Origin of the sequence: Bacillus sp. ISL-34, assembly GCF_018613325.1 — a bacterium.
GTDB lineage: Bacteria > Bacillota > Bacilli > Bacillales > DSM-1321 > Peribacillus.
In genome coordinates this window covers 1-22355 of sequence record NZ_JAGGQJ010000036.1, presented here as the reverse complement: position 1 = coordinate 22355, position 22355 = coordinate 1, and the positions used below count along the sequence as shown (strand labels likewise).

General features: G+C 38.8%; 22 protein-coding genes and 3 pseudogenes. 21 read left to right on the top strand and 4 right to left on the bottom strand.

Annotation, left to right across the window (positions count from 1 at the left end):
- The first annotated feature begins 284 nt into the window (after positions 1-284).
- From miaB to mutL, 5 genes are all read left to right on the top strand, one after another.
- Positions 285-1829 carry a tRNA (N6-isopentenyl adenosine(37)-C2)-methylthiotransferase MiaB gene (miaB, locus tag J7E52_RS23000; RefSeq protein ID WP_214750707.1) on the top strand — a complete coding sequence of 515 codons (1545 nt, stop codon included), beginning with the start codon at positions 285-287 and terminating at the stop codon, positions 1827-1829.
- Position 1830: 1 nt separating this feature from the next.
- On the top strand, positions 1831-2259 hold the full coding sequence (locus J7E52_RS22995) for a YlbF/YmcA family competence regulator (RefSeq protein ID WP_101224709.1): 429 nt from the start codon (positions 1831-1833) through the stop codon (positions 2257-2259).
- A gap of 211 nt (positions 2260-2470) precedes the next feature.
- Positions 2471-3010, top strand: a complete 540-nt coding sequence (locus J7E52_RS22990) for an outer spore coat protein CotE (protein WP_192204090.1) — start codon at positions 2471-2473, stop codon at positions 3008-3010.
- Positions 3011-3260: 250 nt separating this feature from the next.
- Positions 3261-5888 (top strand): DNA mismatch repair protein MutS, encoded by a 2628-nt coding sequence (gene mutS, locus J7E52_RS22985; protein WP_214750706.1) that lies wholly within the window; start codon positions 3261-3263, stop codon positions 5886-5888.
- Positions 5889-5911: 23 nt separating this feature from the next.
- Complete coding sequence (mutL, locus tag J7E52_RS22980; protein WP_214750705.1) at positions 5912-7852, top strand: DNA mismatch repair endonuclease MutL; 1941 nt, start codon at positions 5912-5914, stop codon at positions 7850-7852.
- A gap of 77 nt (positions 7853-7929) precedes the next feature.
- Here mutL and J7E52_RS22975 read toward each other — a convergent pair whose 3' ends face one another.
- Positions 7930-8400 carry a site-specific integrase gene (locus J7E52_RS22975; RefSeq protein ID WP_214750704.1) on the bottom strand — a complete coding sequence of 157 codons (471 nt, stop codon included), beginning with the start codon at positions 8398-8400 and terminating at the stop codon, positions 7930-7932.
- A gap of 556 nt (positions 8401-8956) precedes the next feature.
- Here J7E52_RS22975 and J7E52_RS27635 point away from each other — a divergent pair.
- The 7 genes and pseudogenes from J7E52_RS27635 (at position 8957) to J7E52_RS22945 (ending at position 11509) form a co-directional block, all read left to right on the top strand.
- Positions 8957-9061: a hypothetical protein gene (locus J7E52_RS27635; protein ID WP_483861545.1), complete on the top strand. Its 105-nt coding sequence runs from the start codon at positions 8957-8959 to the stop codon at positions 9059-9061.
- Between the two features lie 112 nt (positions 9062-9173).
- Entirely contained in the window at positions 9174-9635 is a 462-nt protein-coding gene (locus J7E52_RS22965; protein WP_214750703.1) for a hypothetical protein, read from the top strand.
- A 216-nt stretch (positions 9636-9851) separates the two neighbouring features.
- Positions 9852-10118, top strand: a pseudogene (locus J7E52_RS27515) (peptidoglycan recognition protein family protein); the annotation flags it as partial.
- A 41-nt stretch (positions 10119-10159) separates the two neighbouring features.
- On the top strand, positions 10160-10510 hold the full coding sequence (locus J7E52_RS27155; protein ID WP_286198037.1) for a LysM peptidoglycan-binding domain-containing protein: 351 nt from the start codon (positions 10160-10162) through the stop codon (positions 10508-10510).
- Between the two features lie 22 nt (positions 10511-10532).
- The gene (locus J7E52_RS22955) at positions 10533-10700 is read left to right on the top strand and encodes a hypothetical protein (protein ID WP_214750702.1); all 168 of its coding nucleotides are present in this window, start codon (positions 10533-10535) and stop codon (positions 10698-10700) included.
- 22 nt (positions 10701-10722) lie between these two features.
- Positions 10723-10866 (top strand): peptidoglycan-binding domain-containing protein, encoded by a 144-nt coding sequence (locus tag J7E52_RS22950; protein WP_214750701.1) that lies wholly within the window; start codon positions 10723-10725, stop codon positions 10864-10866.
- A 283-nt stretch (positions 10867-11149) separates the two neighbouring features.
- Positions 11150-11509, top strand: a complete 360-nt coding sequence (locus tag J7E52_RS22945) for a winged helix-turn-helix transcriptional regulator (protein ID WP_214750700.1) — start codon at positions 11150-11152, stop codon at positions 11507-11509.
- A 75-nt stretch (positions 11510-11584) separates the two neighbouring features.
- On the opposite strand, the gene J7E52_RS22940 is transcribed toward J7E52_RS22945, so the two are convergent.
- Complete coding sequence (locus tag J7E52_RS22940) at positions 11585-12145, bottom strand: NAD(P)H-dependent oxidoreductase (protein ID WP_214750699.1); 561 nt, start codon at positions 12143-12145, stop codon at positions 11585-11587.
- Between the two features lie 635 nt (positions 12146-12780).
- Positions 12781-12963: pseudogene (locus J7E52_RS27315) on the bottom strand (DUF4158 domain-containing protein); the annotation flags it as partial.
- 96 nt (positions 12964-13059) lie between these two features.
- On the opposite strand from J7E52_RS27315, the gene J7E52_RS22935 reads away from it, so the two are divergent.
- From J7E52_RS22935 to J7E52_RS22900, 8 genes and pseudogenes are all read left to right on the top strand, one after another.
- Positions 13060-13401, top strand: a complete 342-nt coding sequence (locus J7E52_RS22935; RefSeq protein WP_214750698.1) for a Na-translocating system protein MpsC family protein — start codon at positions 13060-13062, stop codon at positions 13399-13401.
- A gap of 170 nt (positions 13402-13571) precedes the next feature.
- A complete protein-coding gene (locus J7E52_RS22930; RefSeq protein ID WP_214750697.1) occupies positions 13572-14885 on the top strand; it encodes a nucleobase:cation symporter-2 family protein in 1314 nt (437 codons plus the stop codon).
- A gap of 24 nt (positions 14886-14909) precedes the next feature.
- Positions 14910-15404 carry a 2-oxo-4-hydroxy-4-carboxy-5-ureidoimidazoline decarboxylase gene (gene uraD / locus J7E52_RS22925; RefSeq protein ID WP_214750696.1) on the top strand — a complete coding sequence of 165 codons (495 nt, stop codon included), beginning with the start codon at positions 14910-14912 and terminating at the stop codon, positions 15402-15404.
- A 17-nt stretch (positions 15405-15421) separates the two neighbouring features.
- Positions 15422-15775 (top strand): hydroxyisourate hydrolase, encoded by a 354-nt coding sequence (gene uraH, locus J7E52_RS22920; protein ID WP_214750695.1) that lies wholly within the window; start codon positions 15422-15424, stop codon positions 15773-15775.
- Between the two features lie 70 nt (positions 15776-15845).
- On the top strand, positions 15846-17267 hold the full coding sequence (locus tag J7E52_RS22915; protein WP_214750694.1) for an NAD(P)-binding domain-containing protein: 1422 nt from the start codon (positions 15846-15848) through the stop codon (positions 17265-17267).
- A gap of 171 nt (positions 17268-17438) precedes the next feature.
- A pseudogene (locus tag J7E52_RS22910) lies at positions 17439-17573 on the top strand (DUF1572 family protein); the annotation flags it as partial.
- A 326-nt stretch (positions 17574-17899) separates the two neighbouring features.
- Complete coding sequence (locus J7E52_RS27145) at positions 17900-18265, top strand: pyridoxine 5'-phosphate oxidase C-terminal domain-containing protein (protein ID WP_286198049.1); 366 nt, start codon at positions 17900-17902, stop codon at positions 18263-18265.
- A gap of 227 nt (positions 18266-18492) precedes the next feature.
- Positions 18493-18954, top strand: coding sequence for a hypothetical protein (locus tag J7E52_RS22900; RefSeq protein WP_214750692.1), 462 nt, complete (start codon positions 18493-18495; stop codon positions 18952-18954).
- A 156-nt stretch (positions 18955-19110) separates the two neighbouring features.
- Here J7E52_RS22900 and J7E52_RS22895 read toward each other — a convergent pair whose 3' ends face one another.
- Positions 19111-20469 (bottom strand): alkaline phosphatase, encoded by a 1359-nt coding sequence (locus J7E52_RS22895; RefSeq protein ID WP_214750691.1) that lies wholly within the window; start codon positions 20467-20469, stop codon positions 19111-19113.
- 830 nt (positions 20470-21299) lie between these two features.
- Between J7E52_RS22895 and corA the strand changes: the two genes are divergently transcribed.
- Complete coding sequence (gene corA, locus J7E52_RS22890; protein ID WP_214750875.1) at positions 21300-22241, top strand: magnesium/cobalt transporter CorA; 942 nt, start codon at positions 21300-21302, stop codon at positions 22239-22241.
- The last annotated feature ends 114 nt before the right edge of the window (positions 22242-22355 follow it).

Here is a 22355-nt window from a genome sequence, read left to right as displayed (position 1 = left end):
CGTCATCCAAAAATGATAAGAAGAGGCTGATTTCGTCATAGCCTCTTCTTTCATGTTCTTATTTTCCGTATTTGTGAAATATTTCTTACAATTCAAGAAGCCATGACAGAATGATTGTTTCTTGCTGTTAAAAGCTTTATACTATGATAATGTGGATATATCACACTTAATAGCAAATATTTACTGGTAATTCTTAAAAAGGAATCCGTATAAAACCATTAGAAGATAGGTCTTGAAATAGTTGGTGAAAGAAATAAACTAACTATTTTGAAAGGAGATTAACTATGAACGAGAAACAACGATTAGAATCACAACAAGTACAGGCTGAGAATCCAGCGGACAAAAAATCCGAAAAGGACTTCAGTAAGTACTTTCAAGCCGTTTATATTCCGCCTTCCTTAAAAGATGCGAAAAAGCGAGGAAAAGAAGAAGTAGAATATCATGATGACTTTGCAATTCCTGAAGGTTTCCGCGGAATGGGAGAAGGTAAAAAGTTTTACATTCGTACTTATGGCTGTCAAATGAACGAACATGATACAGAAGTCATGGCGGGCATCTTTATGGCACTTGGTTATCAGCCGACAGACACGGTGGATGATGCTAACGTCATTTTACTAAACACTTGTGCGATTCGGGAAGGCGCAGAGAATAAAGTGTTCGGTGAATTGGGGCATTTAAAATCATTGAAATTGGAAAAGCCGGATCTATTGCTTGGGGTTTGCGGCTGTATGTCACAAGAGGAGTCAGTTGTAAAGCGGATTCTAGAAAAGCACCATTTTGTTGATATGATTTTCGGAACGCATAATATCCACCGCCTGCCGCAAATTCTTAATGAAGCTTATCTTTCCAAGGAAATGGTCATTGAGGTTTGGTCTAAAGAAGGTGATGTTATCGAGAACCTTCCGAAAGTGCGTAAAGGAAAAACGAAGGCATGGGTCAATATCATGTATGGCTGCGATAAGTTTTGTACATACTGCATCGTACCGTACACAAGAGGGAAAGAAAGAAGCCGCAGGCCTGAAGATATCATACAGGAAGTCCGTCATTTAGCGGCACAGGGTTACAAGGAAATAACCCTGCTTGGACAGAATGTGAATGCTTACGGTAAAGATTTTACGGATATCGAATATCGTTTCGGCGATTTGATGGATGAAATCCGCAAAATCGATATTCCGCGCATTCGTTTTACGACAAGCCATCCCCGTGATTTCGATGATCACTTGATTGAAGTATTGGCTAAGGGCGGTAATCTCGTTGACCATATCCATCTTCCAGTTCAATCGGGAAGTACGGACACACTTAAAATCATGGCCCGTAAATATACACGTGAACAATATTTGGAGCTAGTAAAAAAGATCAAGGAAGCTATCCCAAGTGCATCGCTAACCACTGACATCATTGTAGGCTATCCGAATGAAACGGAAGAGCACTTTGAAGAAACGATGTCTTTATACCGTGAAGTTGGTTTCGATGCGGCATATACTTACATCTATTCACCACGTGAGGGAACACCGGCTGCGAAAATGCAGGATAATGTACCGATGGAAGTGAAAAAGGAACGTCTGCAACGCTTGAATGCCCTTGTCAATGAAACGTGCGCATTGAAAATGAAGGAGTATGATGGGCAGATTGTTGAAGTGCTCGTTGAAGGCGAAAGCAAGAAGAATGCGGAAGTATTAGCAGGTTATACAACGAAAAATAAGCTCGTGAACTTCAAAGGACCAAAATCCGCTATTGGCCGAATAGTAAAAGTGAAAATCACCGGAACGAAAACATGGTCATTAAATGGCGATATGGTTGAAGAAGCAACGGCGATTGAGGTGGAGTAATATGACGAAATATACTAAAGATGACATTCTGAACAAAGCTGCCGAGCTTGCTGAAATGATCGCAAGCACGGAAGAAGTCGATTTCTTTAAACGAGCAGAAGCTCACATCAATGAAAACCAAAAAATCCGTGAAATGATCGCCAGCATCAAGAGCTTGCAAAAACAGGCTGTAAACTTCCAGCATTACGGCAAAGAGAAGGCATACAGTCAAGTTCAGGCCAAAATTGATGCACTGGAAAAACAATTGGATGAACTCCCAATCGTACAAGAATTCAAACAATCCCAAGTGGATGTAAATGATCTTTTACAAATGGTCTCATCACAGGTATCGAATAAGGTGACGGACCTGATTATTGAATCGACTGAAGGAGACGTCCTTCGCGGTGAGACAGGTTCAAAGGTACAAGCAGGCGGCGGAAGCTGTTCATGAATCTAAAAAAGCCCTTCTGATTTCAGAAGGGCTTTTTAATATGCGGAAATCCTTATACAGTGCCCATTCGTGACACATATCCCAAAACATGCGCATAAAATAACCTAGGTTTAAAACATTACAGCAGTTTTCAAACAATTAAAATTCTACGCACACTAGACTTTTACCACGCATAGGATGAATGGAAACTGTATGAGGAGGGTTCGCTAGCATGTCACAATATAGAGAGATAATTACTAAAGCGGTGGTGGCAAAAGGACGTAAATTCACAAAGTCCTCTCACACCATTTGCCCGGCTCATCATCCTTCTAGCATTCTAGGTTGTTGGATCATCAACCATAAATACGATGCAAAGAAAGTCGGCAAAAAGGTAGAAATTCACGGCAGCTACGAAATCAACGTCTGGTATTCTTATAACCATAATTCAAAGACGGAAGTTGTAACTGAAAAAGTGCAATATACCGACGTTATTTCGCTGAAATACCGTGATCCCGATTGTCTTGATGACCATGAAATCGTTGCAAAAGCTGTCCAACAGCCGAATTGTTTAGAAGCTTGCATCTCCCCATGTGGACAAAAAATAATTGTCCATGTGGAAAGGGAATTCTTTGTGGAAGTCGTCGGCGAAACGAAAATTTGTGTCGCTGTTAGTCCAGATGGCCGCTGCGAGGATGACTGGGGCTCTGATTTCGATGATGAGGATTTCGAAGATTTAGATCCGGATTTCCTTGATGAATTCGAAGACGAATAGAATATAGAAATTAATACCGGATGACATTCCCTTCATCCGGTTTTATTTAATTTGCAGCGGGACAAGTCCCTTGCAGGACTGGCAATGAGAAAGATACTATATACTGCGAAAAGTTGCTTACAACAGTTTCCAATTCAGAGGATAATTGATTTACCATGCAATTTCGAATACAGGCAATGTTGCTTTCCCGTATGTTATAATGAAGGACATAAAAGTGTAATAGATTATAGTTTGGAAAGGTTTTGAAGGAATGGCTGGATATACTCCGATGATACAGCAATATTTAAAAATTAAGGCAGAGTATCAGGATGCCTTTTTATTTTTTCGTTTAGGCGATTTTTATGAAATGTTTTTTGACGATGCACTGAATGCATCTCAAGAGCTCGAAATCACATTAACAAGCCGAGAAGGCGGTAGCGAAGAGCGAATTCCGATGTGCGGCATTCCGTATCACTCGGCTGCTAATTATATTGATATATTGATAGAAAAAGGTTTTAAAGTAGCTATTTGTGAACAAACCGAAGATCCGAAGCAAGCCAAAGGCGTGGTACGCAGGGAAGTTGTCCAGCTGATTACTCCTGGCACGAAAATGGATAGTAAGGGTCTTCGAGAAAAGGAAAATAATTATATTGCCACCATCACTTATTTCACGGATGGTCAGTTTGGCTTTGGATACAATGATTTATCGACAGGGGAAAATAAGGTCACATTGATTGAGAGTTTTGAGGAAGTTCTGAATGAATTTGCCATCCTTGGTGCGAGTGAAGTGGTCATTGCCGAGGATTTCAATGAAGAATGGAAAAAAAAGCTGCAAGAACGGGGCGCTGCCGCTCTATCCCTAGAGAATAATATAGATCAAAGCGAGTCATTCGTTGCATTGCTTCATCTGTTAAAAGACCAGAAACTGGCGACAACGACTTCACGTTTATTGAATTATCTATACCGTACCCAAAAACGCAGCCTGGATCATTTACAGCCAGTGCTTGCATATGAAACATCACAATATATGAAAATTGATTATTATAGCAAACGCAATTTGGAATTAACTGAAACCATTCGTTCCAAAGGTAAAAAAGGCTCATTATTATGGCTGCTTGATGAAACAAAAACAGCCATGGGCGGAAGGATGTTGAAACAATGGATTGATAGACCGCTCATTAATAAAAAACAGATCGAGCGGAGACAAAGCCTTGTTGAAACCCTGAAAAATCAATACTTCGAACGTCAGGACTTACGTGAACGCCTGAAGGAAGTGTACGACTTGGAGCGGCTTGCCGGAAGGGTGGCCTTCGGGAATGTAAACGCTCGGGATTTAATTCAATTGAAACGTTCATTGCAACAGGTGCCGATCATTCGTGAAATCGTGAAGTCAATGGCTTCCAATCAGGATATTTCTATCCTGGCCGAGAAATTGGATCCTTGCGAAGAAGTGACGGACCTGCTTGAAACGGCGCTTGTAGAAAACCCGCCATTGTCCGTGAAGGAAGGGAATATCATTCAGGACGGTTTCCATAAGGAGCTGGATACATACAGGGATGCCAGCAGAAACGGGAAAACCTGGATTGCACAGCTTGAACGAGAAGAGCGGGAACGTACCGGGATCAAATCATTGAAAATCGGATATAATCGAGTTTTTGGCTATTATATAGAAGTCACACGAGCCAATTTGCATCTGCTTGAAGAAGGCCGTTATGAACGGAAGCAAACTTTAACGAATGCCGAACGTTATATCACACCTGAGTTGAAAGAAAAGGAAGCTTTGATTTTACAAGCAGAGGAAAAAAGCATCAGTTTGGAATATGACCTATTCCTCAATCTTCGTGAAGAGGTCAAAAGCTATATCCCGCGTTTACAGGATTTAGCGAAAGTCGTCAGTGAACTGGATGTCCTGCAGTGCTTTGCGACGATTAGCGAAGAACGCCATTATGTGAAGCCTGTCTTTTCCGATGATCGAAGAATCGTATTGAAGGAAGGCCGGCATCCAGTGGTCGAGAAAGTCCTTCAATCACAGGAGTATGTCCCGAATGACTGCTTTATGGATGGAGACCGGGAGTTACTCTTGATCACAGGGCCCAATATGTCGGGTAAAAGTACGTATATGCGTCAAATTGCACTAACATCGATTCTAGCGCAAATTGGATGCTTCGTATCCGCAAGCATAGCTGAATTGCCTATTTTCGATAAGGTATTTACTAGGATCGGAGCTGCAGATGATTTGATTTCCGGTCAAAGTACATTCATGGTCGAGATGCTTGAAGCAAGAAATGCCATCATGAATGCGACAGAAAACAGTTTGATATTATTTGATGAGATCGGGCGGGGAACATCAACTTACGATGGGATGGCGCTTGCCCAGGCCATCATTGAATATATTCATGAGGAAATTGGGGCAAAGACTCTCTTTTCGACTCATTATCACGAATTGACTGTATTGGCAGCGGAACTGCCAAAATTGAAAAATATCCATGTCAGTGCCATTGAGCAAAATGGAAATGTCGTTTTCCTTCATAAAATTAAAGAAGGTCCAGCAGATAAAAGCTATGGAATTCACGTGGCAAAGCTAGCTGATTTACCGGAGCAGCTAATAGATCGGGCGGCCGCTATTTTAGCGCAGCTGGAAAATGAAAATGGACAGGCAAAAGCGATGCCTGAACAGCCGGCTGCTGTTGTAAAAGCACCTATTGCCGAAGTCGTCCCGGTAACATCCGTCAATGAGGCACAGCTTTCCTTCTTTGGGGAAGAGGCTCCTAAAGGAAAAGTGAATCCCTCGCCTAAGGAAAAAAAGGTGCTGGATGACATAAAATCACTGGATATCCTTGAAATGACGCCGCTTGAGGCGATGAATACCCTTTACAAATTACAAAAGAAACTTAAATGAGAAATTAAAGCGAGGCGATAAAAATGGGAAAAATCAAACAGCTCGACGAGGCATTATCTAATAAAATCGCAGCTGGCGAAGTTGTTGAACGCCCAGCCTCAGTCGTTAAGGAACTTGTGGAAAACGCAATAGATGCAAACAGTACCATTATAGAGATTGAATTGGTGGAGGCTGGACTTGGTTCCATTCGGATCGTGGATAATGGCGACGGGATTTTGGCTGATGACATAGAAGCGGCATTTAAACGTCACGCCACAAGTAAAATAAAAGATGAAAATGATCTCTTCCGAATTCGAACACTTGGCTTCCGCGGTGAAGCAATGCCCAGTATCGCTTCAGTTTCCCGTTTCGAAATGAAAAGCAGCACTGGCGAAGGTGTAGGAACTCGCATCCTTCTTGAAGGCGGCATGGTTAAGGAACTAGAGGCTTCATCCAGCCGTAAAGGAACGGATATCCTGGTTTCCGACTTGTTTTACAATACTCCTGCAAGGTTGAAATATATGAAAACCATTCATACCGAGCTAGGAAATATTACGGATGTCGCAAACAGGCTCGCACTTTCGCATCCGGATGTTTCTATACGGTTATCACACAATGAGAAGCGTATCCTCCATACAAATGGTAACGGCGATGTCAGGCAGGTGCTAGCCGCAATCTATGGTACGAATATCGCCAAAAAGATGATTCCGGTTCAGGCAAGCTCCCTGGACTTCAAATTATCCGGATATATCGTTATGCCCGAGGTCACCCGGGCTTCAAGGAATTATATTTCAACCATGATAAACGGCCGCTTCATTAAAAACTATGCGCTCGTGAAAGCAATCCTGGATGGGTACCATACACTTCTACCGATTGGGCGTTTTCCGATTGCTTTGTTGAATATTGAAATGGATCCGATTCTTGTCGATGTCAATGTACATCCATCCAAAATGGAGGTAAGGCTCAGCAAGGAACAGGAATTGTTCAGCCTTGTATCGGAAACGATCAAATCTTCGTTTAAAAAGATGTCTCTAATTCCAAGTGGATATACACCAACAGCAAAGCAGGTACAGGTGAAAAGTGAGCAAACTACGCTGGAATTGGACCATGTTGTGGCAAGTGGCAAGCGGGTCCTTGAAGAAGCCAAGAAAGAAGCTTCACTCTTGAAGGATACCTTGATTCGGGAAAAGCAGGAACAAAAGAGTTATGGTGATCATAATGAAGATTTCAATCTAGAACCAATAAAGGAAATAATCTATAGCGATGAACAGCAGCAAATGGAAGATGTTTATGTACCGGTCCTACAAGATGATGAAAGTAAACCATATTTCGAGTCAGCTGAAACGTATACAACCTACACTGTCGAACAAGAGGATGAAACCGAGGCGAATGAAACGGATAGCCGTATCCCTCCCATGTACCCGATTGGGCAAATGCATGGAACATATATTTTCGCCCAAAACGAAAAAGGTTTATATATCATAGACCAACATGCTGCACAGGAACGGATCAAATACGAATATTTTAAAGAAAAGGTCGGACGTGTTGAAAACGAGCTACAGGACATGCTGGTGCCCATCACCCTTGAATTTTCAACAGACCAATGTATCCGGATAAATGAATATCGGCATGAGTTGGAAAAAGTCGGCGTCTATTTAGAGGAGTTTGGCTATAACGCCTATATTGTCCGATCTCATCCACAATGGTTCCCTAAAGGAATTGAGCAGGAAATCCTTGAAGAAATGATTGAACAATTGCTCTCGATGAAAAAGGTCGACATCAAAAAATTGCGCGAAGAAGCAGCTATCATGATGAGCTGTAAAGCCTCCATAAAGGCAAACCGTCATCTGCGCAATGATGAAATCCAAGCACTGTTGGATGAACTAAGGCGGACGACCGATCCCTTCACATGCCCTCATGGAAGACCTATCATCATCTCTTATTCCATTTATGAAATGGAGAAAATGTTCAAGAGGATCATGTAATTATAAACACTGGAGAATCCTTTATTTACAAGGGTTCTCCAGTGTTATTTTTATGAAATACCACTAAATGACCACATTTATTGCTCAAGGCTCTTTTTACCTAGTGCTTTTGAAAAGTTTTCTGCCGAAGAGTCCTGTATATTCTGAGTTACATGACTATATTTATCTAATGTTATAGAAATATTTGAATGTCCTAATCTTTCTGACATCACTTTAGAATTTTCTCCGATTTCCAACATTATAGTTGCAAGTGTATGGCGTAAATTATGAAATCGAATCCTCTTCATTCCGGCAAGCTTACCATCATAAAGAAACTGCTTGTGTATCCTATTGGGGTTTACTGGATCTCCACCAAAAGCAGAAACGACAAAGTGATCCTCTATTAACTTCAACCCCACTTTAAAAAGTTGTGCCTGTTTCTTAACTTTGTAAGATTGTAATTCTTCAATCATCTCATTAGTAATAGAAATATTTCTTTTTCCGCTATGTGTTTTAGGAGTTTGTAAAACAAGACCTTGACCTGAAATATAATAAAGGGAGTGCTGCACAAAAAAGGGAACTAAGCCTTTTCAGCATTAACGGAAGCGTGAGGACAAAAATAATTAATCGATTGCAACCAAAAGCCGAATAGGGCTTTTTATTTTATATACAAACGGAGTGAAAAAATGAATGTTTCAAATGAGTTATTGATTACGATAATTGGTTTATTGTGTACGGCATCCGGGGTCATCCTGGTTTGTTAATACTTAACAGAAATAAAAAAAAATGATTTCAAAAGTAATGTCAAAAATGATGCAACAGAATCTGCAATCATTAGGAAAAAGTTAGATAATATTGGTCAATCAGTTGATTCAATTAGAAATGATTTTAAAGCCAGTGACCATCGTTGGACCGCATTATCAGAAAGAGTGATTCGTAATGAAGAAAGTACGAAACAAGCTCATAAACGAATTGATATAATCGAAAACAAAGGGGATTTTTGATATGGATAAAACAAAACAATATGTAGCAATAATTGGCGGTGTCCTGGGGCCACTGCTTTTATTTTTTCAGGCATTAGGTTTTGAAATCTCGTGATTTAACGAAAAAACAATAGATGCCTTTTTGAATGTTTTATTGGCTGCAATTCCGTTAGCGTTTGCCCTATACGGTGTATATAAGAATCAATTTTTGCTAACTAAGAAAGCTCATAAACAAGAAGAAGTATAGAAAAAGAATGGATTGAAATAAGCTGCCCATCGGGTGGCTTTTTTTTAGGTATGTTTATTGTGATTTTTGGGGAAAGACTATTGTATCAGATTTAATAAGGGAGGGGTGGGATATGTTTTTTCATACAATCGTTGGTTTTATTTTCCCATGGATCCTAGGAGTTTATTTAGTTAGAAATCACAATAGGATTTTCGTTATTATTTACCCGATTGGCACTGCCATAGCTTTTTTAATAAACAAAATTGGATTTAATTATTTTTGGAAGATGAATGAGGATTTTGTAGAATTATCGTTCCCCTCACTTCCCTATGATATAGGGCTCTTTCCAATACTGAGCTGCTTATTTATATGTATAATCCATTATAAAAAAGTGCCTTTCCTAATTACTTTTTTAGTCTTAACCTTAGGTGAAAGTTTCTTTGAACTATTATTAGTAATACTAGGTAAATTAGATTACCTAAATGGATGGAATATATATTGGACAGCAGTAAGTTATGGAATTTCGCTTTTAATGACCTATGGTTATTACAAATTAGTTATGAAATATTTTTCATTTAACAAACAGATGTATTAATGAAAATGGGACATAAAACGCCTTATCGAGGCGTCTTTTTTGTTGCTCCGAAAATAAGAATACCATTTAAAATTAAAGGAAACGATGGAAAATGGAATTTAATAAACTTCCTCAATTAGTCAATAAAAGAGGCAAATTAAAATCAAAAGGTACTTATTCAAAAACGCACAAGAGCAATAACTCGCCGTGTATAGCATCATTCATTAACAAAGGAGAATTTGGCTGGATTCTACTGCTGAAAGCTTCGCAATTTACCATGTAAACACGCTGGGGTGGCCTGGAGTTGGAAATACATTTATTATCGAGCCAAAGAATCTGATTATTACTCCAAGGGCTAGAGTTGTATATGCATATGATATTGACCGAAGGACCTATCATGCAGGGAATAGCAACCAATTCTCGTTTGGAATCTGTGTTGCTGGTGATTATCGATATGACATTATGGATGAAGCCACACTTGCAAGTATTGCGCAGCTTCACATTGCGCTTGTTGGGATAGGAAAGTATGATAAGCCCATAATGAAATGCGAGTTTATAGTTGGAAAGCTTGTTGTCAGTATAACTACAGAGATGCTTTTGATTGGAAAGGTTCAAAAACCCGAGCCAAACCAGCACCGGCTCCTGATGTTTATAAAATCCAACAAGGAGATACTTTATGGAGCATTGCACATAAGGACGGTACTGGTGGCGTCCAAGTTAAAGGTTTAATAAAAGCGAATCCCGGTATCGATCCAGCTATATTAAAACTAGGCCAGAAAATCAATTTTGGAAACGCTAAAGATGTTAGTGAAAAACCTGAAAATATCAAAGAAGACACGAAGCCTACGAGTAGTGGGGATAGTGTTATAGTTTCCATTCAAAAAAACATTAAATAGCCGGTATAAAGCCAGTCTTTTTGTGGATGGGATTAAAGGTCCTGGAACTAAAACAGCGCTTATCAAAGGCATACAAACAGAACTTAATAAACAGTTTAATAAAAAACTTGTTGTGGATGGAAAATGGGGAGCTAAGACTAAGGCTGCCATCGTCACTGTCGAAAAAGGTGTAAAAGGCAATCTCACATGAATCCTACAGGCTTGCACTATATATGGCAGGGTTTAACCCTGGATCACTTGATTCTATCTTTGGAAAAGGTACTGAATCAGAATTATCTAAATTCCAGGAAGCTAAAAAGATAACTGTAGATAAGAAAGCAGGTAAAGCTACTTTCACTAAATTGTTTGCAGCATAATCAATAGCCCTTACTCGCTTTGAGTAGAGGCTATTTTTTGTTGTTACATTTACAATAAAGTTGTTTAAAACGCCAGTCATGTTATTCCATTAAAGGGCAATTTAATTGAATAAAGAAGAAGTTTTTTAACAGTCAATCTAAGGGGTGTTTTGTTAAAATTTACTCGAATTAAAGATATAGCAAAATTTTATAGCGATTTTACTTTACATCCTTTGCAATAAGATTGCATAATGATCTATTGTAAAGGATATTTCATATACTTACCTAAAGGAGAGTGTAACTTATGCGCAAAACCTGTGTTCCGACTGGCGTTGAACGAAAAGACACTGGCTTTGGATATACGTTGTCCTTAATAGGCGGTAAATATAAAATGATCATTATATATTGGCTGTCTGAAAATAAGGTTATGCGGCATAATGAGCTGAAGCGAAGTATCGGTATCATTTCTTTTAAAACGCTAAGCATCATGTTAAAAGAGCTTGAGGCAGATGGCCTTATCATACGCAAGGAATTTCCCCAAGTACCTCCAAAAGTTGAATATTCATTATCTGACCGTGGTCTTTCTCTCGTTCCTTTGTTAAATATGATGTGCGAGTGGGGAGAGAAAAACCGTTTGCCAGCTCTGGAGGATGTACAGAGGTAGGCATAGCTATTTTGTTTAAATCAAAAGAAGTATAATAAAAATACTTCTTTTTTATAGCTTTAATTAAGCTGCCTATTACAGGTTGTCAACAAAATTCAAATAATCCTGAGCGCTTTTTTCCAATTCACTTGCACCCGACTCATTTTCTTCTTCTTCGTTTCCACCCGGCTCATTTTCTTTGCCATAAAACGCAAAGAACGAACGATAATCTGCATTGCAATACAGGAAAGTCGTTTCAAATGGAACTAATAGTTGTTCAAGTGTATACCGATATCTTCCGTTTTTACTATAATCCTCTTTTTTGATTCCTGCAGATACACCTAAAGCAACTTTACGATTCCTTAATTTATCTCCGCCATTTGAACCATAAGCCCATCCATAAGCTAAAACATCGTCAAACCATTTTTTAAGGAGAGGCGGACAATTAAACCAATATATAGGGAACTGCAAAACAAGATTACCATGTGATTCAACCAATTTTTGTTCTTTTTCCACGTCTATGTTTCCATCAGGGTAAACTTTAGTCAATTCGTGAACAGTAAACTTTTCCGGATATTTTTTCAGTTCTTCTACCCATCGCTTATTAATGACGGATGTTTCTATGCTGGGATGTGTTACGATAACAAGAGTTTTCAAAGATTTGTCCTCCTAAAGTATTATTTATATCTTGATTATAAAGTGCACACTGCAAATATGTAAGTATGCACTTTTAATACAGGTACTTACATAAAGGTGAGCGTCAAATCAGTCATAAAAATATTTTTTCTATAAGGGGGGGCCAGCGAACCTATTACCCGCAAAGTAGAATAGCTACATCTTGGGTCACCGTACGTTGTTAGAAAAGATCGTGTACTAAGTCATTTTTAGTTATTCAAGAATCGGGCGCTTTAATGGAGTAACGGAAAAAGCCCAATTTCTCAATTTTAATGCTGAGAAATTGGGCTTTTTAATATCGAAATTTTCTTTAACGTTATAAATACGCATTTTCCTGACGCTACCTCTTATAGAACTAACGGGTGAGTTACTTGAACAAGACAAAATAAAAAGGTCAATTTCTATGAACTGAACTGCACCCCAATTGCTAGACAAAAAGTCTAGCAATTGAGGGTGTATTTTTTAGCCCCTGTAGCAGAAGAAATTGGTGCAAATTGTACCGGATTCCGAATTTCTCCTGGTAACTTAGACTTTATAGGTATAAATGAAGGAGAAAATGGTTTAGATGTATATCGTTTTTTAATTCCTGAATTAGCTAAATTAAATCTCGCTTATGTGCATGTAATTATTAGATGAATGGCATAACCATTTTCCAAAGCTAATTGATGAAGATGCTTAAATGTCATTCGATATTCTTTTAGAGTAAAAGTTACAAAGTCGTATTCACTTCGAATTTCTTTCAAATGATCCCAAAGTGTCGATCCTCGAGTGGATGGAGCTGCTATGGACTGGTAAGAAATTAAAATAATATGTTAGATTTCCTTACATAAATAGTGTCAAAGGGCAATAATTTTTATATGATTAATACAAGAACTAGAAGCAGCAGGTGAGTATGGGTGAATTCTTCTTTTAAAATGCAGCTGTCACAGTTATATAATGACGTCAACCAAGAAATTTATAGTACGGGAGTTAGTAAGCAAAAAATTGACATCCAGGATAATCGCATTGTCATTTTTGCGCAGACGAAGCGCTCGCCTTTAATCTCAGTATTAAGTGAAAGGTATCCTGAGCTGACCTTATCCGTCGATGGGGCTTTAGCCATGGAATATAAACTTCGATTAAAAGAAAACTTTGAGAGGCGATTTGGGATGAAGGTTAACACCATATTTAAGGATTACGATTCCACAAGTGAGCATGCTTGTACGGTGATTTACCTAGAACAATCGCTTGATATCTAATCAATATTAGTGTTGGAGAGATTTTGATTTATCATTTTTTCTTCACAGACTTGTTTCAAGGATTCAGGAGCTTAAATTTCGTTATACGTAATTTGAGAGCCGTAGATATAGGAGGAAACCCCTTCTATTTCTGCGGCTTTTTTTAAAAAGCAAATTAAGGGGGAGTACAGATGAATTCAAAAGTATTTTCGTTAGGATTCCAGCACGTCATGGCCATGTATGCTGGAGCGATTCTTGTTCCATTGCTTGTTGGGAGGGCATTAAACCTTACTCCAGAGCAATTGGCTTACTTGGTTGCCATTGATTTATTAACTTGTGGCATTGCTACCTTACTACAGGCATGGAAAAACAAATATTTTGGTATTGGGTTACCCGTTGTTTTGGGTGCTTCGTTTGTCGCCCTGACGCCGATGGTCGCTATCGGATCGCAATATGGCATTCCTGCCATTTACGGATCTATTATAGCAACAGGAATCTTCATTTTTTTATTTGCTCGCTATCTTGGAAAACTCGTAAAGTTCTTTCCACCTGTTGTCACGGGAACTGTCGTCACGATCATTGGACTATCGTTAATTCCATCAGGAATTAGAAATATGGCAGGGGGAACCGGGAAGCCGGACTTCGGCAGCTTAGATAACTTGATGTTATCCATGGGTGTCATCGCTGTTATTCTCATCATCAATCGTTTCTTTAAAGGATATGTCCGCTCTCTTTCTGTGCTCTTAGGAATTATCGCAGGTACAGCATTAGCGGCAATGTTGGGGAAAGTAGATTTTCATGAGGTTGTAGAAGCTTCGTGGTTCCGTATTCCTCAACCTTTCTATTTCGGTGTCCCATCTTTCGAGATCGGTCCGATACTGACGATGTTAATTGTAGGATTAGTCATTGTTGTTGAATCAACCGGTGTGTTTTTTGCCTTAGGGAAAATTTGTGATCGTCCTGTTACACAAGATGATCTCACTCGAGGATATCGAGCAGAAGGCTTGGCCATCACCTTAGGAGGCATCTTTAATGCCTTTCCCTACAACACCTTTGCTCAAAATGTAGGACTGGTTCAATTATCTCAAAACAAATCAACGAACGTTGTGGTTGCAGCAGGTAGTATCCTAGTTTTTCTTGGTTTAGTTCCTAAAATTGCTGCCATTGCTACCATTATTCCTGCCCCCGTGCTTGGCGGTGCTACGGTTGTATTGTTTGGTATGGTCGTGTCTTCAGGAATTAAAATGCTAGGTTCAGTAGATTTCAGCAATCAACATAACGCACTTATTGTTGCTTGCTCAATTTCGCTAGGACTGGGAGCCACCGTCGTACCTGAGTTATTTAGTCAATTGCCTTCAGCAATAAAAATCATCGTTAGCGATGGAGTAATTACTGGAAGCCTAACTGCTATCTTTATGAATCTATTTTTTAACTTCCGGACAGTTTTAGCGCCTACTCCAGCATCCCTTCAGCATGAGGAAGCTGACGAAGCACACGTTTCATAAAAAAAGATAAAGGGGTTATGATATATGGTTACTATGAATGCTTTAAATGAAATTTCGTTGTCTGGGTTTGTGGAAAAATTAAAAGATATATTTGAACACTCCCCCTGGGTAGTCCAAAGGGTAGGGAAGTTTCGTCCTTTTAGTTCCCGTGAGGCTCTTTATGAACAGATGATTACCGTTGTCCAAACAGCGAGTGAAAGAGAAAAACTGAACTTAATTCAGGCCCACCCCCATTTAGGGACACGAAAACCGATGACTTCATTTTCCCAGAGTGAACAAAAGGGTGCTGGATTGAATCAGCTGTCAGAAGCAGAGTATGAGTTTTTGCTGGAAATGAATAAAGAGTACGTTCAACGATTTGGATTTCCCTTTATTTTAGCTGTTCGCGGAAAAAACAAAGATGAAATTCTTCAAGCGATGAGGGAACGATTAAAAAATTCAAAAGAACAAGAATTTGACCAAGCCTTATCAGAAATCTATCAAATTGTTCAATTTAGAATAGAAGATCAAATTATATAAATGAGGATGTTGATTAGATGAAGGGACTTACTACACATATATTAGATTTAACGCATGGCCACCCTGCTTCAGAGGTAGACATCGAGCTCTATCGTTGGGAAGGATCAACAAGACGTTTGTTAAACACCGCCGTAACTAATTTTGATGGCCGATTAGATTATCCCCTTCTCGACTTCAATAACATCCAATCTGGAGAGTATGAACTACTGTTTTATATTGGAGACTATTTCAGGAAAAAGGGACTGCAACTATCCGATCCTGCCTTTCTTGATAAGGTATCAGTGCGAATTGGCATCAATAACTCGTCTTCACACTATCATGTCCCGTTGCTCGTTTCACCATGGGGCTATCAAGTCTATCGGGGAAGTTAACATTCAATGGTCGGTTTGGCCGATGGATGACAACTGACAACAAATAATATGTTGAGAGGAATGAAAAATTATGAGCTTAGAAGCTTTAAATGAACAAGTCAAACTCGATCTTTTTTATCTTGGGTTCGGTGGAGCGGACTGGGTGCGTCCGCTTCACCATCCTGAGGGTCACGTCTACGATGTAGTAATCATTGGCGGCGGCCAAAGCGGCTTAGGCACAGCTTTTGGTCTTTTGCGTGAGCGAGTATCCAATATCCTTGTTATTGATGAAAATCAGGAAGGCCTAGAAGGGCCGTGGGAAACCTACGCCCGCATGGTGACACTCAGAACGCCCAAGCATTTGACTTCCATTGACCTCGGGGTTCCTTCTCTAACCTTCCGCTCATGGTGGGAAGCGCAATTCGGACCGAAAGGCTGGGAAGAGGTGGTGAAGATTCCACGGGGCGATTGGATGAACTATTTGCGCTGGTATCGGAAGGTGCTCAATTTGCCCGTCATCAATGAGGTGAAGCTGAAGCTCATTGAGCCGTCGGAAGAAGGGATTCACCGATTGTATGTCGAAGGATCGGGAGCACTGTGCAACACGTTGCTGGCACGCAAGGTCATTCTGGCTACTGGTATTCAGGGTGGAGGCGAATGGCATGTGCCTCCAATGATTTCTGAAAAATTACCTCGTAATCTCTATGCCCACACGTCTGAAGCTATTGATTTTAATGCACTTAAGGGCAAGAAGGTTGCTATTTTGGGAGGCGGGGCCTCAGCTTTTGATAATGCCAATTTCGCATTATGGGAAGGTGTGGCCGAGGCTCATGTATTTGTGCGCCGCAAGGAGATGCCGCGAATTAACCCAATCCGCCAGATGGAGGGGTCGGGCCTAATTGAACGTTTCCATGCCTTATCTGACGCTGATAAATATGCCGTTATCGCCCATTTCTTTAAGCACAATCAACCACCGACCAATGATACCTTTGAACGCGCAGCTTCATGGCCTGGTTTCAATCTGCACTTAGGTGCACCATGGCTTGATGTAGTGGCAACAGGTGAGGGTGCCGTGGTGACCACGCCTAAGGGAGAATTCACCTTCGATTTCCTGATCATCAGCACTGGTCTTCTCACTGATCCGGCTTTGCGTCCGGAGTTGAGGCTGGTCGAAAGCTATATTGCTCGCTGGGGCGATCGTTATAAGGTACCAACTGAGATATCTAATGATATGCTCGATGCACACCCTTACCTTAGCCCTGGCTTTGCTTTCACAAGCCGCGATGAAAAGGTTAAAAAGCGCCTGCATGGACTTTTTGCTTTTAACTATTCGGCTTTAATTAGCTGTGGTATCTCGGCCTCCGCGCTTTCAGGCATGAGATATGGAATACCAAAGCTCGTTTCAGCGGTGGCGGATCAGCTTTTCCTTGATGATCAAGAAGAGATTCTGAAAAACTTCTTTTCTTACAATGAAGCTGAATTTGTTGGTGAATGGCAAAAAAGAGTACGGTAAAAGCTTAGGGACTTATATGCTCAATAACACATATGGGTGCCTGGGGCAGAGGGCTCACCGCAAATTTCACACGGAACTGATGCTGTTTGAAGGTACAATTATATAAAGGAAATTGGGTTTGAAAATACTTTTCATTTCTTCGAATCGTGCTTTAATGACCTTAGTAATAAACCCCTTACTGTGATTGAAGAGATTGAAAAAAGCATGTACCATTATTCTTATCATATAGGACAAATCGTTTATATTGGTAAACAAATTAAGTCCGTTTATTGGAAGAGTCTAACAATACCCAAAAAAATCAAATAAAATAATTTACTTTTCTCTTGAACGCTGAAATTAGGGAAAAGGAGTATACATATAGAATACACATAAGCTACTAAGAAACCTCAAATCTTTGGAAGGGCCATTTCCAAAATTTGCCCTAAAAATGTTCCTTCAAACCAAATGAGCTCTTTCAAGAATGGTTTCATATTGCTATAAAGAATGAAGTTCATGAACCTCACTCCATGACACTTTCTACCATCTATAGTTTTGGGCACCCTGATGCAAGAGTATTTATTTTAAAAGATATGGATGAAGATGGATGGTACTTTGCTTCTAGCTAAAACAGTATAAAGGGACAACAATTGAAGATGAATCCAAATGTTTCTTTAACTTTTTATTGGTCTTTGATTGGAAGGCAAGTTCGAATACGAGGAACCTCATTGAGGGTAGGAAAAGAGCAAAGTGCAAAGGATTTTTTAGAAAGAGGGGAAGTTGCACGAGCCATTGCTTTTCTAGGAAAACAAAGTAAAGTTTTGCCCGACAGTAAAGTCTTAGAGGAATCATTTATAAAGCAAATTGAGCGAATGACTAATACAGTAGCCCCTTATTGGTGTTTATATAAAGTAACAGCAAGTGAGGTGGAATTTTGGCAAGGAGATAGAGAAAGGAAGCATATACGCTTATTGTATCGAATGGAAAATAACGAATGGATCAAAGAACTTCTGTGGCCATAGTTTACAACAACTTAAGAAGTAATATTGGAGACAAATCTTCCGAAAGTTTATTCCATAAAAGGGCGCGATTCTTGAATAAGGTTAGCTTGTCTTAATCAACTAACGGGTGCTTCATTAATAGTGGGTTGCTGCGGCAGCCTTTTTCTAATGGAACTATCGGGGCAGGATAGTTGCATAAGGAATGGAGAATATAAGCTATAAAAATTATGAATGCGGGTGGATGTTTATTGAAACTTCCTAAAGGAGTAACCGGTTTTTATAATGCAAAACATAATAAGCCACCAACAATTGATGGGAAACAATTTAAACAGCAATGTTTTAGTATCATGAAAAGGAATAACGGAAAAGTGTTGGAATTCATAGAACCACAGTTTGCAACTAATTTTTTAAATGTCGAAGTTAAAGTTTTCAATAAACATTTGCATATATTGCTTAATGAACATTATCCTTTTTTAGCTTTTGCTTCTTTTGTTGATTTTGAAAATATTAAATTTATTGATGAACCCGAATTATTGAAACAGTTTAGTCCTTTTTATTACGTTTTGAGTATGGAGGAACTTAACGAACCATTATTCATTAAAGAGAGTACTGGAAAGATTATTTTAGAAAATGATAATGAATTGAACAGAGTAACAGGGGTGTGTCATAGACCGCAAAGTAGAGTAGATACAGAGGAAAAGGTTGTATGAATAGTGAATAAACGATAAAAAACGACTAAGAGCCAAACCCATGCGTATCAGGGGTTTGGCTTTTTTAGCTACTTCCTAAAACGAAAATCAAGATTTTAAAAAGATCATGATCGTTTATAGTCAAATGTTGAATCTTTAGTTCCTCTTTAATTAGATCTATTTGAGGTTCACATTCATTGCTTTTGCCATTAAGTTAGCAATATCTGTGTTTTGTTTTAGCCCACTAAATGATTGAGCTCCTTTTCCATATGCATAAAGGGGCACATCTGTACCTGTATGACCTGTGCTAGTCCACCCAATTAAAGCATGTTCACTGATAATATTACTAATTGTGTACGCTACGTTATCTGAATCTTTAATTGGTTGATCACCGTTGCTTTGTTTTGCATCTTTAATACGTTGTACTTCTTCGTCACTAAGGTCTAGTTTAGTATATTGTTTGACGACTTCTTTCACGTTACTAAAATCTTTGTTAAATTTCGACTCAATATAAGGAGCAGAAGCTGTGACATTGTGCAATATATCTACTTTTGTATCGTATTGATCATAACCACCTACAGACATTCCTCCTGTATCATGGTCGCCAGCAATAACTACAAGGGTGTTCCCGTCTTTCTTAGCAAAATTAACAACTTCCTCTACAGCCTTTTCAAATGATTCAGTATCCTTCATAGCGCGTGCTGCATCATGAGAATGGCCAGCCCAATCAATTTGACTTCCTTCAACCATTAAAAAGAATCCATCCTTATCCTTTTTCAATGTATCTAGGGCTTTAGTTGTCATAGTAGTAAGACTTGGTTCTTTTGTCGTTTCACGGTCTAATTCAGGTGACATTCCTTCATCAGCAAATAAACCAAGGACTTTGTTACCTTTCACATTTGCTAACTGTTTTTCAGTTTCCACATATCGATAACCTTGTTTTTTAGCTTTTTCTACTAAGTTTTGGCTAGTTTGTTTTCCACCTAATTTCTCTGGTAAGAAAAAGTCCTTTCCGCCTCCTAGAATAACATCCACATCGTTTGAAAGAATTTGTGATGGAATAGCAACTTCGTTAGAGCGATCAGTAACGTGAGAAGAAAAGGCTGCAGGGGTTGCATCAGTAAGGCTTGACGTAACAACAAGCCCAGTGGCTTTTCCCTTGGACTCTGCACCTTCTAGAACTGTTTTCAATTCTTTTCCTTGAGGAGTAACACTAACCATTCCATTATTTGTTTTTACACCGGTAGCGTATGCAGTACCTGCTGCTGCTGAATCAGTCACTTCTGTATTAGCAGAGTGGGTACGTACCATTCCAACAAGTAATGGATCCATCGCACTTTCTTTTCCTTTATACCAGCGATAATTTGTAGCATACGCTGTTGAATAACCGTCAGGAACCATCATAATAACATTCTTTACAGATGATTTAGGAATAGTTTTTGCCTCGGTCTCATTTGTTGTAGTATGTGATCCCATTCCTACGCTAGTAAGTAATATGGTAGCACCTAATAGAATAAAGGCTGTTTTCTTAAACATACTTATCTCTCCCTGTTCTATGTATTTTTGACACAAATTCAATTTTATCGACAAATTGTGATTTTTTAGATAGAAGAAAGTAAAAAGATTGTAAATATGATTACTTATCATACTGACGATGTTTAGATGTATGTGGCCCTTAGCTCAGTTTTATCTATCAAACAATAAATGTTAAAAGGAGTGATTTTTATATAACTTACTCTTTTTTTATATGCAGAGAAATGCTCTCAGACGCAATTAATGTTTGTTTTACGTATAACGGCTTATTAATTGCAAATTTCAGTGCTTTAGAAAATCCTCTGTTTAAATTGGGAAGCTTTAATGTGTGGTGCCGAACCATTATTAATTACATACGTACAATGACTGTGCCTCCAGAAGGTGTTGAAACGATCTTACTTTGCTCTGGCCATTTCTGAAGATACCGCAATAAATGATGGTTTTGTTGTATTATGTGAGCAAGTTGGGAAGAGAGATGATTTAATCGCTTTTCAAGATCACTTCCAGACTGGATAGTATATGAAATGTGATGATTTTGAATATAGATTATAAAGCTAATTTAATAAGCTCTGTATCTACTCTACTTTGCGGTCTATGACACAAACCCTGTCACTACCCCAATAAGAGGGATTGTTTTTCTTTAATGAACTAACAGGTGCGTTAGTTTAATAAAGGGTTGCTGCGGCAACCTTTTTCTTGTGGAACTAAAGGGGCAGGTTAGTTGAACAAGGAGTTATAATATATTAGACCAATTCTTTATGTTATTAATAATAATTTGTATCTGACACAAAGAGGTAGTGTTTAATTTACAATTAAAAGAGGAAGCGATACATATGATTCATACTTTTGCGGTAACAAACGATTTAAAACTAATAACTGATATACCATTAAAACGTTTAGATGATTCAGATATTAAATGGTTTTGGGTAGATTTCGATACACCTAATGATGAAGAAGCACTGCTTTTAAAAACTCATTTTGATTTCCATCCACTTGCAATTGAAGACTGCTTACATTTTCTACAGCGTCCAAAACTTGATTATTATGATGGGTATAATTTTTTTGTTCTACACACTTTAAACCAAGTCTCCCTTGCACCTGAAGAATTAGATATATTTGTCGGACACAATTTTATTGTTACTTTCCATTCATCACCTTCAAGTGAAATAGGAATGGTTCGAAAAAGAGTAATGGAGGATAAAAACACTATTAATAAAGGGGTTCTCCACATTTTTTATTCAATAATGGATAAAATTGTAGATGAGTATTTTCCAAGTATTTATAAAAGTGAAGATGAATTGAATGAAATAGAAATGAATAAAACAAATCAAGATTTAATTGAAAATGTTTATGAAATAAGAAACCAGTTACTTAAGTTAAGGCGCACAATTTTTCCGATGAGAGAATTGCTGTATAGAATTTTAAATTCGGAGAGAGTGATAGTCCCAAAAGATGATCGAGTCTATTTTATGGATATATACGACCATCTATTGAGACTTTCTGAAATGATTGAGTCTAATCGAGAAATGACGGCAGATATACGAGACAACTATATTTCACTAAATTCAAACCGAATGAACAGAATTATGAAGACACTAACTGTTATGACATCAGTTTTCATACCCTTAACGTTTATTGCCAGTATATATGGGATGAATTTTGAATATATGCCAGAACTTACTTGGCAATGGGGATATTTTGGAGTGTTGGGAGTTATGGTATCAGTTGGCTCTGTAATGTTGTTATGGTTTTGGCGTAAGGGTTGGTTTAAATGATTAAAAATAAAAAGCCGATGCAAAAAACGGGCACGATTGTTTAAAAAGGTTCACTTTTCCTTATAGAACTAACGGGTGCTTAGCTCAATAAGCAGGCTGCCAATTGGCGGCCTT

What these genes read in the sequence shown, in the direction of transcription:
- miaB (WP_214750707.1), top strand. Translation starts at nt 285, where the DNA reads ATGAACGAGAAACAACGATTAGAATCACAACAAGTACAGGCTGAGAAT.
- J7E52_RS22995 (WP_101224709.1), top strand. Translation starts at nt 1,831, where the DNA reads ATGACGAAATATACTAAAGATGACATTCTGAACAAAGCTGCCGAGCTT.
- J7E52_RS22990 (WP_192204090.1), top strand. Translation starts at nt 2,471, where the DNA reads ATGTCACAATATAGAGAGATAATTACTAAAGCGGTGGTGGCAAAAGGA.
- mutS (WP_214750706.1), top strand. Translation starts at nt 3,261, where the DNA reads ATGGCTGGATATACTCCGATGATACAGCAATATTTAAAAATTAAGGCA.
- mutL (WP_214750705.1), top strand. Translation starts at nt 5,912, where the DNA reads ATGGGAAAAATCAAACAGCTCGACGAGGCATTATCTAATAAAATCGCA.
- J7E52_RS22965 (WP_214750703.1), top strand. Translation starts at nt 9,174, where the DNA reads ATGTTTTTTCATACAATCGTTGGTTTTATTTTCCCATGGATCCTAGGA.
- J7E52_RS27155 (WP_286198037.1), top strand. Translation starts at nt 10,160, where the DNA reads ATGCGAGTTTATAGTTGGAAAGCTTGTTGTCAGTATAACTACAGAGAT.
- J7E52_RS22950 (WP_214750701.1), top strand. Translation starts at nt 10,723, where the DNA reads ATGGCAGGGTTTAACCCTGGATCACTTGATTCTATCTTTGGAAAAGGT.
- J7E52_RS22945 (WP_214750700.1), top strand. Translation starts at nt 11,150, where the DNA reads ATGCGCAAAACCTGTGTTCCGACTGGCGTTGAACGAAAAGACACTGGC.
- J7E52_RS22930 (WP_214750697.1), top strand. Translation starts at nt 13,572, where the DNA reads ATGAATTCAAAAGTATTTTCGTTAGGATTCCAGCACGTCATGGCCATG.
- uraD (WP_214750696.1), top strand. Translation starts at nt 14,910, where the DNA reads ATGGTTACTATGAATGCTTTAAATGAAATTTCGTTGTCTGGGTTTGTG.
- uraH (WP_214750695.1), top strand. Translation starts at nt 15,422, where the DNA reads ATGAAGGGACTTACTACACATATATTAGATTTAACGCATGGCCACCCT.
- J7E52_RS22915 (WP_214750694.1), top strand. Translation starts at nt 15,846, where the DNA reads ATGAGCTTAGAAGCTTTAAATGAACAAGTCAAACTCGATCTTTTTTAT.
- J7E52_RS27145 (WP_286198049.1), top strand. Translation starts at nt 17,900, where the DNA reads ATGAATCCAAATGTTTCTTTAACTTTTTATTGGTCTTTGATTGGAAGG.
- J7E52_RS22895 (WP_214750691.1), bottom strand. Translation starts at nt 20,469, where the DNA reads ATGTTTAAGAAAACAGCCTTTATTCTATTAGGTGCTACCATATTACTT.
- corA (WP_214750875.1), top strand. Translation starts at nt 21,300, where the DNA reads ATGATTCATACTTTTGCGGTAACAAACGATTTAAAACTAATAACTGAT.